Here is a 13,785-nt window from a genome sequence, read left to right as displayed (position 1 = left end):
GGCACCGCAGGGGCTTTCCCCAGGTCGCACGGCCCCACGGGCCTGGGGGATGTCACTTGAATCGGGGGCGACCATAATGCGCTGACAACTTGTCACAAACGATGGCCCACGCCGCTTCGCCTTCCCTTCAAAGCCTGGTCGACGAGACCCTCGCCCACGTGCCCGCGCTGTCGCATGCGGTCTACAACGGCTTGCAGGACGAGCTCAAGAGCCGGCTGGAGCACCACCAGCTGCTTGCCGGATGGTCCAAGCGGCGCGCCCACTTCGCTTCCGACCTCGAAGGCTCGCTGGGTCGCCTGCTGGGCCTGGCGCGCGAAGGCGGCGATCCGCTGCAGCGCGAGCGTCAGGCGGCGGGCCGCGGGGAGCTGTCGCTGAGCCTGGTCGACGAGGGCCAGGCGCTGAAGGACGTGGCGATCGCGCACGTGATCACCGCCATCGAGGACCAGTCGCGCGCCGAGCTCCACCAGCTCGGCAACTTCTTCGCCGCGCTGCGCGGCATCGCCCGGCCGCTGAAGAACGACAACCCGCTGCGGGCCGCGCTGTTCGCGCAGGCGCTGTCCCGCGCGATCGAGGGCGTGGACCTCGATGCCGAGGGCCGTTATGCGCTGATGCGCATGGCCGCGCTGCCGCTGGCGCTGAAGCTGCAGCCGATCTACGCCTCGCTGTGCCAGGGCCTGCGGCAGGCGCAGCTGAGCGGCATGCTCACGAGCCACGGCGCCGCGCTGAAGGAGTCGGACCTGCGGCGGCGCCAGTTCAAGAGCATCACCGAGACGCCGACGCAGAACGCGACGCTGGACCAGGTCGCGCTGAAGCTGGACCTGATGAACACCCGCGCCGCCGAGCTGACCCCGGCGATGGCGCACCCCGGCCCCGCCGGCGCCGCGCCGGCCGCTCCGCCGCCCAGGCTCGGCCCCGGCACCGGCGCGCCGGGCACCGACCTGCTGTCGCGCCTGTACGACCAGATCCTGGCCGACGACAGCCTGCAGCCGCCGCTGAAGGTGCTGATGGGCCGGCTGCAGGTCGCGATCGTGCGGCTGTCCCGCGCCGACGCGACGCTGCTGCGGCGCCAGGACCACCCGACCTGGCAGTTGCTGAACCGCATCGCCGCGCACGGCGCGGGTTTCCAGCGGCCGGACGATGTCGACCTGAAGGCCTTCCTGCAGTTCCTGGAGCGCGTGATCCAGCCGCTGCTGGACAGCGCCCATCCCTCGGCGCTGCAGTTCCAGCAGGCGCTGACCGAGGTCGACAGCCACATCCGCGCCCAGGCCGAGGCCCGCGGCCAGCGCAGCGCGGTGGCGCTGGAGCGGCTGGATCGCGAGCAGCGCCGGCAGGAGTGGCAGCGGATGCTGCGCGACCAGCTGGAGCACCAACTCGACGACGCGCAGGCCGGCAAGCTGATGCGGCGTTTCCTGCTCGGCCCCTGGGTCGAGGTCATCGCGCACGCGATGGTCCAGCACGGCCGCGACGCGGTGGAGGCACAGACCTCGATCGAACTGGTCGACGCGCTGCTGCACAGTGTGTCGCCGCAGCCGGACGAGGCGGCGCGCCAGCGGCTGCGCGCCCAGTTGCCGGAGCTGGTCCGGGCGCTGGAACGCGGCATGGACTCGATCGCGCTGCCGCCGATGCAGCGCCAGGCCTTCCTCGACGAGCTGATGCGCCAGCACGGCCGCGTGCTGCGCGGCCTGCCGGCGGTCGAGGAAGCGGCGCCGGCGGCGCCTGCGCCCCGCCGCCCGGCCCAGACACCGGAGGAGCTGCTGCAGCAGCTGCTGGACGAGCGCGAATCGCAGCTGCCCTCGCGCTGGGCCTACGAGCGGGTCGACCGCGGCCAGCTGCCGACGGTGCCGGTGGCGCTCTACAGCGAGGAACATTCGCCGCACGCGCAGGCCGCGCTGCAGGACTGGATCGCCGGCGTGCACATCGGCGGCTGGTACCACCTGTTCCACCGGAGCGAATGGATCACCGCGCAGATCGCCTGGATCAGCGACAGCCGCCAGATGTTCCTGTTCATCGGCCAGGCGCCGGAGGAGCGGCACTCGGTGACGCGCGGCGCGCTCGAGCAGCTGGTGGCCGCCGGCCTGATCACGCAGCTCGAGGATGCGCCGCTGCTGCAGCGCGCGATCGGCACGCTGATGCTGGACCTGGACCGCACGCCCGCCCACGGCGACGATCGCTGACGACACGGCCGGCCGCCGAGGCCGGTTCGGGTCACAATGCGCGCGCCCCGGGCGCTTGCCGTGGGGCGTTCCGCCCCCCGTCCGCCGTCGATGCCCGCCGTGTTCCGCGATTCCCGAGCCGTTTTCCGCCTCGCCGGTGTTCCCGGCCTGCCTGCCCTGCTGCTGACGGCCGTGCTGGCCGCCGCGCTGGCCGCGCCGGCGGTGCTGGCCCAGACCGTGCCGCCCAACCCGTCCCCCGGCCCGGTGCCGACGCCCGCCGCCGACCAGGCGCAGCGGCCCAAGCTGGCACTGGTGCTGTCCGGCGGCGGCGCGCGCGGGCTGGCCCACGTCGGCGTGCTGAAGGTGCTCGAGCGCGAGCACATCCCCGTCGACATCGTCACCGGCACCTCGATGGGCGCCATCATCGGCGGGCTCTACGCCAGCGGCATGTCCGCCGAGGACCTGGATCGCGAGCTGTCGAGGATCGCGTGGGACCGGCTCTTCGCCAGCCGCGTCGATCGGCAGGACCTGTCGCAGCGCCGCAAGGAGGAGGACTTCGAGTTCTCCGCGACGATCGAATTCGGCCTGCGCGACGGCGAGGTGCGCGTGCCCACCGGCACCCTCTCCAGCCGCGGCCTGGAGGCGCTGCTGCGCCGGCTGACGCTGCCGGTGCGCAACGTGCGCCAGTTCGACCGCCTGCCGACGCCCTTCCGCGCCGTCGCCACCGACATGGAGAACGGCCAGGAGCGCATCCTGGCCGAGGGCGACCTGGCGCTGGCGCTGCGCTCCAGCATGAGCGTGCCCGGCGTGTTCGCGCCGGTCGAGTGGGAAGACCGCATCCTCGGCGACGGCGGCCTGGTCAACAACCTGCCGGTGGACGTGGCGCGCGAGATGGGCGCGACGCGGCTGATCGCCGTCAACGTCGGCACCCCGGTGGGTGGGCGCGAGACGCTGAACTCGCTGATCGGCCTGACGGCGCAGATGATCAACATCCTGACCGAGCAGAACGTGCAGCGCTCGATCGCCAGCATGTCCGCCGGCGAGGACCTGCTCATCACGCCGCAGCTGGGCAAGCTGACCTCGGGCGACTTCGACAAGGCGCGCGACTTCATCCGCGCCGGCGAGGAGGCGGCCCAGGCGCTGCTGCCGCAGCTGCGCGCCTATGCCGTCGACGACAAGACCTATGCCGACTGGCAGTTCGCGCGCATCGGGCTGAAGCCGCCGGCCGTCGTGCTCGCGGCGGTCAAGCTGGAGGGCTCGGACAACACCAATCCGGAGCGCTTCCGCAGCCAGCTCGAATCGAAGCCCGGCCAGGTCTTCAACAACGAGACGGCCGAGCGCGACATGCGCTTCCTCTCCTCCAGCGGCGACTACAACCGCGTCGACTATCACGTCGAGCAACGCGCCGACGGCGAGACGCTGGTCTTCAACATGGAGGACAAGCCCTGGGGGCCGAACTACTTCCGCGTCGGCATGGACCTGTCCACCGACTCGGGCGGCGACAGCTTCTTCAACCTGCGGCTGAGCCACAACCGCCACTGGCTGACCAGCAAGGGCACCGAGTGGCGCAACCAGATCACCATCGGCGAAACGCCGCGGCTCTACACCGAGCTCTACCACCCGCTCGGACTCAAGCTCGGCGTGGCCGACGACTGGTTCGTCAGCGCCTGGGCCGAGGCCAACCAGCGCAAGCAGATCGTCTATGACGACAACGACCCCGACAACGCCAGCCTGGGCCAGGCGCGCCTGGTGCGGCGCGACGGCACGCTGGGGCTGGACGTCGGGCAGCCCTGGGGCCGCTGGGGCGAGGTGCGGCTGGGCGTGATCAGCCAGGTCCGCCATGCCAAGCCCGACCTGATCACCGTCGCCACGCCCGCGATGGGCAAGCTGCGCTGGACCAGCTACGAGCGCGGCTTCCGCCTGCGCACCGTCGTTGACCAGCTCGATTACGCCAACTTCCCGCAGCACGGCTACCGCTTCACCGTCGAGGCCCAGGGCGGCCGCCAGGACAACCGCAACCTCAGCAGCGGCCGTTTCCTGCGCCTGAACATGGACGGCAACATGGTGCGCAGCTTCGGCGGCCACACCGTCAGCCTGTACGCGCGGGCGGTCGGATCGCAGCAGCCCGACGACACCGGCCTGGGCGGCTACACGCTGGGCGGCTTCCATCAGCTGTCGGGCTACAACCCCAACCAGCTCAGCGGCAACTCGCTGTTGTTCACGCGGGCGACCTACTACCGGCGGCTGAACGACCAGCCCTTCCTGTCCCGCGGCTTCTTCGTCGGCGGCACGCTCGAGGCCGGCAACACCTGGCTGTCGCGCCGCGACATCAACATCAAGGACCTGCGCTACGCGAGCAGCGTGTTCCTCGGCTCGGACACGGGGCTGGGTCCGTTGTACGTGGGCATCGGCTACGCGCCGCGCGGCGGCACCGCGCTCTACGTGTTCATCGGCCGGCCCTGATCGGGCTCGGCGTCGGCGTTCTCATCGGGGTCGGCGTCGGCATCGGCTTCCTCGTCGTCCGATCGCAGCACCGGCTCGCGGTGGGCCCAGTCATAGAGCACCTCGGCGACGTCCTCCAGGCCCTGCTTGTTGAGCGCCGAGAACAGCGTGATGCCGATGTCCGAGTCCTCGGTGGCCAGCACGCCGATGTCCTTCTCGACCTGCGCCAGGACCGCGGCGCCTTCCTTGCGGTTGAGCTTGTCGGCCTTGGTCAGCACGATCAGCAGGCTGACCTCGCCGGCGGTGACGCGGTCGGAGACGAACTCCAGCAGCTGCTTGTCGAGGTCGGTCAGGCCCAGCCGCGAATCGACCATCAGCACCACGCCCGACAGCGATTCGCGCTCGCTGAGGTAGTCGGCCATGACGCGCTGCCAGCGCAGCTTGGCGTCGCGGGCGACCGCGGCGTAGCCGTAGCCCGGCAGGTCGGCGAACAGCGCGTCCGGCGCGTCGCGCGGGCCCACCGCGAACAGGTTGATGTGCTGCGTGCGGCCCGGCGTCTTGGACGCGAAGGCCAGGCGCTTCTGCTGCGCCAGCGTGTTGACCGCCGTCGACTTGCCGGCGTTGGAGCGGCCGACGAAGGCGATCTCCGGCAGCTGGCGCGGGGCCAGGTCGTGCGCGAGCGCCTCGCCCTCGCTCGCCAGCGCGGAGCCGGCGTCGCCTTCGGGCGCGCCGACGTCGGCGTCGTCCAGGAATTCGTCGAACTCGTCGTCGCCCGCGGCCTCGGCGCGCGCCTGGGCCTCGGCGGGCAGCACGCCGTTGACGGGCAGATGCTTGAGCTGGCTGGCGGTCGTCAGGAAGCGCGCGGTGTGCGTCCACGCCAGCGCGCGCTTGCCGGCCGTCAGCGGTTCGGTGCTGGCCGGCTTGACCGGCGGGGGCAGGCCTTGCGCCTTGAGCTTCTCGTTGGCCTTGGCACGCGCCTTGGCGGCGGCACGCTGGCCGGTCTTGCCCGGACCGGGCTTCTTCTTCGCCCCCCCTGCGCGTCCCGCACCACGGCCTGCGGGTTTCCCTGGGGCCGCGGGAGCGGGTTTCTTGTTGGAATCGGTCATCGCGCTGCGGGGCTCAAAAGAGGTGCCATTGTAAGATCCCACGGTTGCGCTCACCCAACCCTCAACAATTCATGAAGACTGCCGCTTTCTTGTTGTCGAGTATGGTTTTGATGTCCGGCGCCGCCAACGCCGCCGAACCGCAAGCAGCCACCAAGCCCGATCTGACCAAGGGCCAGGCCATCAGCTCTCAAGTCTGCGCCGCCTGCCACACGGCGGACGGCTCCCGCGGCAGTCCCGCCAATCCCATCATCGCCGGCCAGCATGCCGACTACCTGGCCAAGCAGCTGCACGAGTTCAAGTCGGGCAAGCGCAAGAACGCGGTGATGTCGGGCATGGCCGCGCCGCTGTCGGATGCCGACATCCGCAACGTCTCGGCCTTCTACGCCAGCAAGGGCGCCAAGCCCGGCTTCGCGAAGAACAAGGAACTGATCGCCCTGGGCGAGAAGATCTACCGCGGCGGCATCGCCGACAAGCAGGTGCCCGCCTGCGCCGGCTGTCACAGCCCCAACGGCGCCGGCATCCCCGCGCAGTACCCGCGCCTGGGCGGCCAGCACAGCGACTACACCGAGGCCCAGCTGACCGCGTTCCGCGCCGGCGGCCGGCCCAACAGTCCGCAGATGCTGGCCATCGCCGCGAAGATGAGCGACCGCGAGATCAAGGCGGTCTCCGACTACATCGCCGGCCTGCGCTGAGCGGCCGTCTGCGCGACGCCCCTTTCGGGGCAGGTGCCGACGAACGAGGCCGGTGATCCGATCACCGGCCTTCGTTTTTGCCGGCCCTCGCCCGATTCGTCGTTCCGGGCAACGAGAATGCCGGCCATGACCGAGAAGTCCCCCGACCGTCCCCCCCGGCCCGCCGCCCAGGTGGCGGCCCGTGTCGCGCTCGACGACGCGATGGAGCTGCTGGCGTCGATGCGTTTCGCGATCGCGCTGCTGACGGTGATCTGCATCGCCTCCGTGATCGGCACGGTGGTGCAGCAGCAGCAGCCGATGACGAACTACGTCAACCAGTTCGGGCCGTTCTGGTCGGAGCTGTTCGGCAAGCTCGACCTCTACACCGTCTACAGCGCCTGGTGGTTCCTGCTGATGCTGGGCTTCCTGGTCGTGTCGACCAGCCTGTGCATCGCGCGGCACACGCCCAGGATCCTGCGCGACCTGAAGACCTACAAGGAGACGATGCGGGAGCAGTCGATCCAGGCCTTCAAGCTCAAGGCGCTGGGCTACCTGCACATGAATCCGGAAGCGGCGCTGGGCCAGGTCAACGCCTGGCTGGCGGCCGAGGGCTGGAAGGCGCGCGCGCAGGTGCGCACCGGCGGCGTGATGATCGGCGCGCGCAAGGGCGCGGCGCACAAGATCGGCTACCTGGCGGCGCACTCGGCCATCGTGCTGATCTGCGTGGGCGGGCTGCTCGACGGCAACCTGATCGTGCGCGCGATCATGTGGGCGCAGGGCAAGCAGATCTACCAGGGCGCCGACCTGAACCAGATGACGGCGGTCAACCGGCTGGGCACCTCCAATCCCAGCTTCCGCGGCAACCTGTTCGTGCCCGAGGGCAGCCGCTCGTCGACCGCGCTGCTGTCCATGCCCACCGGCGTGGTGGTGCAGGACCTGCCCTTCGACGTCGAGCTGAAGAAATTCATCGTCGAGTACTACGCGACCGGCATGCCCAAGCTGTTCGCGAGCGACATCGTCATCCACGACCGCCGCGACGGCTCGTCGACGAAGGCGACCGTCAAGGTCAACGAGCCGGTCACCTACCGCGGCGTCACGCTCTACCAGAGCAGCTTCGAGGACGGCGGCTCGGGCATGAAGCTCAAGCTGCGCTCGCTGCAGTCGCCGCACGACACGCCGCTGGACGCCAAGGTCAACGGCACCACGACGCTGACGGTGGACGGCGAGTCCTACGGCCTGGAGTTCACCGGGCTGCGCGTCATCAACGTCGAGAACTTCGCCAACGACGGCAAGGACCAGGCCGGCACCGACGTGCGCAAGGTCGACCTGGTGGGCCGGCTCGAGCAGCACCTGGGCTCGGGCGCGAACGTCAGCGACCGCAAGACGCTGCGCAACGTCGGCCCGTCCTTCAGCTACAAGCTGCGCGACGCCAGCGGCCAGGCGCGCGAGTACAACAACTACATGCTGCCGCTGGAGCTGGAGGGCCACCGGGTCTACCTGCTCGGCGTGCGCGACACGCTGGCCGACAACTTCCGCTACCTGCGCGTGCCGGTGGACAGCAAGGACAGCATGGAAAGCTGGCTGGCGCTGCGCCGTGTGCTGGCCGATCCGGCGCAGCGGCTGCTCGCGGCGCGGCAGTACGCGCTGGGCGCCAGCCCGCCCGACAAGCCGGCGATGCAGGCGCAGCTCGAGGCCACGGCGCTGCGCACGCTGACCCTGTTCGCCGGCGCCGAAGGCCTGAAGGCCGATGCGCCCGCGCAGGGCGCGGCGCTGGGCGGCCTGCCGGCGCTGTCGCAGTTCATCGAACGCGAGGTGCCCGAGCCCGAGCGCGCCCGCGTGTCCGAGGTGCTGCTGCGCATCCTCAACGGCAGCCTGTTCGAGCTGCACAAGCAGGCCGAGGAGCAACTGGGCCGTCCCCGGCCGACGCCCGGCGACGCGACGCAGGCCTTCATGACGCAGGCGGTGCTGTCGCTGTCGGATGCGATGTTCTATCCCGCGCCGGTCCTGATGCAGCTGGACGACTTCCAGCAGATCCAGGCCAGCGTGTTCCAGGTGACCCGCGCCCCTGGGCAGACCCTGGTCTATCTGGGCGCCGTGTTGCTGATCGTCGGTGTGTTTGCGATGCTCTACGTCAAGGAGCGGCGGCTGTGGCTGTGGCTGGAGGCCGCGCCGGGACGCAGCGAACAGACCCGGGTCCGCATGGCCCTGTCCAGCAACCGCGATTCGCCCGACCTGCCCGTCGAATTCCAAGCGCTCAAGCAGCGGCTGCTGCATGAGGAGGCCTGACATGAACAGCACCTACTCCCCCGCCGAGTCGTCGGCCCTGCCCGCGCAGCTGCCGGGCGCCTCCGAGGCGACGCCGCAGCGCTCGCTGGTGATCGGCCGGCGCGGTTACTTCCACGGCCGCAATGCGTTCGACTGGATCTTCGCGGCGCTGGTACTGATCGGCGCGGGCTTCGCGTTCAGCCGCTATCACGCGTCGATGGACGTCTACGAGAAGGGCATCCTGGCCGGCGCGGCGCCGGCGCTGATCGCGCTGGGCTGGTTCTGGCGGCCGCTGCGGCCGCTGTGCCTGATCGTCGGCGCGGCCAGCCTGTTCGCGATCCAGCTCTACCTGAGACAGACCGACGACTTCGGCGCGGACCTGGCCGCGGCGGACAAGGTCTTCTTCCTGAAGTACATGCTGTCCAGCCAGAGCGCGATCCTGTGGATGAGCGTGCTGGTGTGGATGAGCACCCTCTTCTACTGGCTGGGCTTCTTCCAGAAGGCCGGCGGCCACAGCGCGGCCGAGGCGATCGGCACCCGGCTGGCCTGGGGCGCGGTGGGCATGGCGCTGATCGGCACGATGGTGCGCTGGTTCGAAAGCCACCAGATCGCGCCCGACATCGGCCACATCCCGGTGAGCAACCTCTACGAGGTCTTCGTGCTCTTCACCTGGCTGACGACGCTGATGTACCTGTACTACGAGCAGCGCTTCGCCACGCGCGCGCTGGGCGCCTACGTGATGCTGGTGGTCAGTGCGGCGGTCGGTTTCCTGCTCTGGTACACGGTGGCGCGCGAGGCGCATGAGATCCAGCCGCTGGTGCCCGCGCTGCAGAGCTGGTGGATGAAGATCCATGTGCCGGCGAACTTCATCGGCTACGGCAGCTTCGCGATGGCGGCGATGGTGGCGCTGGCGACGCTGCTCAAGACCGCGACGCCGCGCGCGCTGGTGATCGGCCTGATCGGCGTGCCGGTGGGGCTGGTGGCGGTGCTGCTGGCCTTCCGCTTCGGCGCGAACGTGTCGCCGGAGCTGGCTGCCGGCCTGAACGGCTGGGCCGGCAAGATGGCCGGCGTGGCGGTATTCCTGGCGGCGAGCGTCGCGCTGCGCGGCCCGCTGACGGCGCGGTTGCCGGCGCTGTCGACGCTGGACGACCTGGCCTACAAGGCGATCGCGCTGGGCTTCGCCTTCTTCACGATCGCGACCATCCTGGGCGCCTTCTGGGCGGCCGAGGCCTGGGGCGGCTACTGGAGCTGGGACCCGAAGGAAACCTGGGCGCTGATCGTCTGGCTGAACTACGCGGCCTGGCTGCACATGCGGCTGATGAAGGGCCTGCGCGGCGTGGTGAGCGCCTGGTGGGCGCTGATCGGCCTGCTGGTCACGACGTTCGCCTTCCTGGGCGTCAACATGTTCCTGTCGGGCCTGCATTCCTACGGCACGCTGTAAGGCGGCTCGGATTCGAGCGAGGGCGGCGTCGGGCGAGCAGTCCACGCCGCCCTCCTTCTTTCGAGGTAGGCCGCGGCGCGCGCCGGGTCCGGTCCGGGCCCTGAACGAGGGGACTTAAGCGCGATCTCATGAAATCCCGCGGCGGGCGGCGTAAGGTGCGAGGCTTCCCTCCCCCGAAGGTCTGCCATGCATTTCCACAAGCCACGCGACGGCCAGCGCATCCCCGCTTCCGAGATCACGCCCCGCGAGGTCCACGACGCCCGGCGCGACTGGCTGAAGACGGCGGGCGCGCTGGGCCTGACCGGGATCGGCCTGAGCGGCCTGTCCGCGGGCGTCCAGGCCCAGACGGCGGGCCCGGGCAAGCTGGCGAAGCTGCCCGGCGCGAAGAGCGCCGTCGCGGGCGCCACCGTCATGGAGAAGCTGACCGCCTACAAGGATGTCACTTCCTACAACAACTTCTATGAGTTCGGCACCGACAAGTCGGACCCGGCGGAGAACGCCCACACGCTGAAGCCGCGGCCCTGGTCCGTGGTCATCGAGGGCGAATGCGCCAAGCCGGGCCGCTTCGGCCTGGAGGACCTGCTCAAGGTCGCCCCGATGGAGGAGCGCGTCTACCGGCTGCGCTGCGTCGAGGGCTGGTCGATGGTGATCCCGTGGGTGGGGTACTCGCTGTCGGAGCTGCTGAAGAAGGCGGAGCCGACCGGCAAGGCCAGGTACGTCGAGTTCACGACGCTGGCCGACAAGGCGCAGATGCCGGGCGTGCGCTCGGGCGTGCTGGACTGGCCCTACGTCGAGGGCCTGCGCATCGACGAGGCGATGCATCCGCTGACGCTGATGGCCTTCGGCCTGTACGGCGAGGTGCTGCCCAACCAGAACGGCGCGCCGCTGCGGCTGGTGGTGCCCTGGAAGTACGGCTTCAAGTCGGCCAAGTCCATCGTCAAGATCCGCTTCGTCGAGAAGCAGCCGGTGAGCAGCTGGACCAAGGCGGCGCAGCAGGAATACGGCTTCTATTCCAACGTCAACCCGACGGTCGACCACCCGCGCTGGAGCCAGGCCACCGAGCGCCGCATCGGCGAGGACGGTCTCTTCGCCAAGCGCCGCCCGACGCTGATGTTCAACGGCTACGAGGCGCAGGTCGGGCAGCTGTACGCCGGCATGGACCTGAAGAAGAACTTCTGAGCGCGGCGCGCCGCCCGGCCCCACCGCGGCCACCGGACGCCGCCGCCGGCCATCGCCATTGCATCCACCGATGACCTCCGTTCCCCCTTCCACCGCTGCCACGTCCACCTCCGCGACGGCGCCGGCTGCCGCGCGCCGCGCGCCGGCGAGGCGTCGTCCGCTGCTGCATCCGGCGGCCAAGGTCGTGCTTTTCCTGCTGTGCCTGCTGCCGCTGGCCTGGTACGTCTTCGGCGCCTTCACCGAGCGGCTGGGCGCGAACCCGGCCGAGACGCTGATCCGCGGCCTGGGCGACTGGGCACTGCGCCTGCTGTGGATCACGCTGGCGGTGACGCCGCTGCGCACCTGGACGAACCAGCCGGCGCTGGCGCGCTTCCGCCGGATGCTGGGCCTGTTCGCCTTCTTCTACGCCAGCCTGCACCTGCTGGCCTACGGTTGGCTGGACAAGGGGCTGGACTTGGCCGACATCCTGCGCGACATCGGCAAGCGGCCCTTCATCCTGATGGGCTTCACCGCCTGGCTGCTGCTGGTGCCGCTGGCGGCGACCTCGTTCAACCGCGCGATCAAGGCACTGGGCGCGCCGCGCTGGCAGGCGCTGCACAAGCTGGTGTACGCGATCGCGATCGTCGGGCTGATGCACTTCATCTGGATGCGCGCCGGCAAGAACAACTTCGCCGAGCCGCTGGTCTATGGCTCGATCCTGGCGGTGCTGCTGGGATGGCGGGCGTTTCGGCGGATGAAGCGCTGAACGGGCGCGGCGGTCGCGGTCGCTACGCCGCTATGCTCGGCGACTTCGGCCGCCGTTGACTCATGCTGAGCCTGCACCCCGTCTCCGAGCGCGACGTCGTCGCGCTGCGTCGCTTCGAAACCGACAACCGTGCGTTCTTCGAGTCGCACATCAATGCCCGGCCGCCGGCCTATTACGACGCGGGCGGCATCGAGGCCGCCGTCGCCACCGCGCTGCGGGAGGCCGCCGCCGACATCGGCCACCAGTACCTGATCCGCGATGCGGATGGCGAGCTCGTCGGACGCATCAACCTGAGCCATGTGCGCCGCAGGCATTTCCACTCGTGCGAGTTGGGCTACCGGATCGCGGAGCGGGCCAATGGCCGTGGCCATGCGAAGGAGGCAGTGAAGCTGGTGCTGGCCAAGGCCTTCGACGAGCTCGGCCTGGTCCGGATCGAGGCGAAAGCACGAGCCGGGAACCTCGGCTCGCTCAAGGTCCTGCGACACAACGGCTTCACCGAGTTCGGCCGATCCATGCGCAGCTTCCAGCTCCACGACGAGTGGGAAGACATGCTGCACTTCGAGCGCCGAGCGCCCGGTCGCTGAGGGCTGGTCGCTGACCACCGGGCGCTATCGGCGCTCGACCGTCCGCAGTAGGTCGGCCAGGCGCTCCGGCCACACCGTCTCGGTGGTGGACGCGAGCTCCGCAGGCGACCACCAGCGGTGGTCCGAGGTCGGCGGAGCGACCGGACGATTCATGGCTGGTGACTCTCTGCGCGGCGCGCCTACCGTGTCCTCCGGCCTGTGCGTGCCACACGCCGATACTCGCGCGATCGCCTCTCCTTCACGCGACATGACCGACGACGCCGAGACCGACGACCTCCGTGAGATCCCCGCTTCCGCGCCGTCGCTGCCACCGTCGCTGGCCGGGGCGCTCGCAGGCCGCGAGTGGCACCGCAATCTGGTCGGCGAGGCCGGCGCCCTCGTGCATCGGCTGCGGCGCGAGGGCTCGCCCGATCTCTACCTGAAGCACGGCGATGGGGAAGCCGCAACAGCCATCGTCGATGAATTCGCCCGGCTGCGCTGGCTCAGCGGGCGCTGGCCCGTGCCGGCGGTCGCGCATTTCGAGGCGACCGGCGGGACCGCCTGGCTGCTGACGCAGGCCCTGCCCGGCCGCACCGCCTACGAATGGCTCGAAGCGGCGCCGGATCGCGCGCCGGCGATCGTCGCGTCGATCGGGCGCTGCCTGCGCCGCCTGCATGCGCTACCGGTGGAGACCTGCCCGTTCAGCGCGAGCCACCGCCTGCAACTGGACCTCGCCCGCCAGCGGCTCGAGGCCGGGTTGATCGACGCCGACGACTTCGACGACGCGCGCCAGGGCTGGACGCCCGAGCAGGTGTGGCGCGCGCTCGGCGAGCTGCTGCCGCTGGAGGAAGACCGCGTCGTCAGCCACGGCGACTTCTCGCTCGACAACCTTCTGATGAGCGCCGAGGGCGAGGTGGCCGGCGTGATCGACGTCGGCCGCGCCGGCATCGCCGACCGCTATCGCGACCTCGCGATCCTGGCCAACTGCCTCGATGAGTTCGGTCCGTCGCTGGGCGAGGTCCTCTTCTCGGCCTACGGCATCGCCGCGCCGGACGCACGCAAGCTCGAGTTCCATCTGCTGCTGGACGAGTGCTTCTGAGGCCGCGGCGCGCCGTCGCCGCCCCTGCCTCCGGCTGAGCCGACCTATACCAACGCAGGATGTCGGCGGCCGCGTCGCGCTCCTACCCTTGCGCCCGGGGTCGACGCTCGGCGCGCGGCCC

10 protein-coding genes are annotated in these 13,785 nt (G+C 70.3%); 9 read left to right on the top strand and 1 reads right to left on the bottom strand.

Annotation, left to right across the window (positions count from 1 at the left end; genetic code table 11):
* The first annotated feature begins 101 nt into the window (after positions 1 to 101).
* Entirely contained in the window at positions 102 to 2,174 is a 2,073-nt protein-coding gene (locus FHT38_RS01395) for a DUF1631 family protein (RefSeq protein WP_183489140.1), read from the top strand.
* Between the two features lie 99 nt (positions 2,175 to 2,273).
* Positions 2,274 to 4,616, top strand: a complete 2,343-nt coding sequence (locus FHT38_RS01390) for a patatin-like phospholipase family protein (protein WP_183489137.1) — start codon at positions 2,274 to 2,276, stop codon at positions 4,614 to 4,616.
* Here the strand turns inward: FHT38_RS01390 and yihA are convergent.
* Positions 4,592 to 5,296: a ribosome biogenesis GTP-binding protein YihA/YsxC gene (gene yihA, locus FHT38_RS01385; RefSeq protein WP_255488713.1), complete on the bottom strand. Its 705-nt coding sequence runs from the start codon at positions 5,294 to 5,296 to the stop codon at positions 4,592 to 4,594. The genes FHT38_RS01390 and yihA overlap by 25 nt on opposite strands.
* 515 nt (positions 5,297 to 5,811) lie before the next feature.
* Between yihA and FHT38_RS01380 the strand changes: the two genes are divergently transcribed.
* The 7 genes from FHT38_RS01380 (at position 5,812) to FHT38_RS01350 (ending at position 13,664) form a co-directional block, all read left to right on the top strand.
* Positions 5,812 to 6,393 carry a cytochrome c gene (locus FHT38_RS01380; protein WP_404932364.1) on the top strand — a complete coding sequence of 194 codons (582 nt, stop codon included), beginning with the start codon at positions 5,812 to 5,814 and terminating at the stop codon, positions 6,391 to 6,393.
* Between the two features lie 126 nt (positions 6,394 to 6,519).
* Entirely contained in the window at positions 6,520 to 8,658 is a 2,139-nt protein-coding gene (locus FHT38_RS01375; RefSeq protein ID WP_255488569.1) for a cytochrome c biogenesis protein ResB, read from the top strand.
* 1 nt (position 8,659) lies between these two features.
* On the top strand, positions 8,660 to 10,078 hold the full coding sequence (gene ccsB / locus FHT38_RS01370; RefSeq protein WP_183489134.1) for a c-type cytochrome biogenesis protein CcsB: 1,419 nt from the start codon (positions 8,660 to 8,662) through the stop codon (positions 10,076 to 10,078).
* Between the two features lie 186 nt (positions 10,079 to 10,264).
* A complete protein-coding gene (gene msrP, locus FHT38_RS01365; protein WP_091720610.1) occupies positions 10,265 to 11,257 on the top strand; it encodes a protein-methionine-sulfoxide reductase catalytic subunit MsrP in 993 nt (330 codons plus the stop codon).
* 70 nt (positions 11,258 to 11,327) lie between these two features.
* Positions 11,328 to 12,002 carry a sulfite oxidase heme-binding subunit YedZ gene (locus FHT38_RS01360; protein ID WP_183489130.1) on the top strand — a complete coding sequence of 225 codons (675 nt, stop codon included), beginning with the start codon at positions 11,328 to 11,330 and terminating at the stop codon, positions 12,000 to 12,002.
* A 62-nt stretch (positions 12,003 to 12,064) separates the two neighbouring features.
* Positions 12,065 to 12,586, top strand: coding sequence for a GNAT family N-acetyltransferase (locus FHT38_RS01355; protein ID WP_147239809.1), 522 nt, complete (start codon positions 12,065 to 12,067; stop codon positions 12,584 to 12,586).
* 247 nt (positions 12,587 to 12,833) lie between these two features.
* On the top strand, positions 12,834 to 13,664 hold the full coding sequence (locus tag FHT38_RS01350; RefSeq protein ID WP_091720594.1) for an APH(3') family aminoglycoside O-phosphotransferase: 831 nt from the start codon (positions 12,834 to 12,836) through the stop codon (positions 13,662 to 13,664).
* Positions 13,665 to 13,785 lie beyond the last annotated feature (121 nt).

The sequence above is a fragment of the Mitsuaria sp. BK041 genome, assembly GCF_014193085.1.
Classification (GTDB): domain Bacteria; phylum Pseudomonadota; class Gammaproteobacteria; order Burkholderiales; family Burkholderiaceae_C; genus Roseateles.
This window is presented reverse-complemented; position numbering and strand designations above follow the sequence as displayed.

What these genes read in the sequence shown, in the direction of transcription:
- FHT38_RS01380 (WP_404932364.1), top strand. Translation starts at nt 5,812, where the DNA reads ATGTCCGGCGCCGCCAACGCCGCCGAACCGCAAGCAGCCACCAAGCCC.
- FHT38_RS01375 (WP_255488569.1), top strand. Translation starts at nt 6,520, where the DNA reads ATGACCGAGAAGTCCCCCGACCGTCCCCCCCGGCCCGCCGCCCAGGTG.
- FHT38_RS01395 (WP_183489140.1), top strand. Translation starts at nt 102, where the DNA reads ATGGCCCACGCCGCTTCGCCTTCCCTTCAAAGCCTGGTCGACGAGACC.
- FHT38_RS01360 (WP_183489130.1), top strand. Translation starts at nt 11,328, where the DNA reads ATGACCTCCGTTCCCCCTTCCACCGCTGCCACGTCCACCTCCGCGACG.
- msrP (WP_091720610.1), top strand. Translation starts at nt 10,265, where the DNA reads ATGCATTTCCACAAGCCACGCGACGGCCAGCGCATCCCCGCTTCCGAG.
- FHT38_RS01350 (WP_091720594.1), top strand. Translation starts at nt 12,834, where the DNA reads ATGACCGACGACGCCGAGACCGACGACCTCCGTGAGATCCCCGCTTCC.
- ccsB (WP_183489134.1), top strand. Translation starts at nt 8,660, where the DNA reads ATGAACAGCACCTACTCCCCCGCCGAGTCGTCGGCCCTGCCCGCGCAG.
- FHT38_RS01355 (WP_147239809.1), top strand. Translation starts at nt 12,065, where the DNA reads ATGCTGAGCCTGCACCCCGTCTCCGAGCGCGACGTCGTCGCGCTGCGT.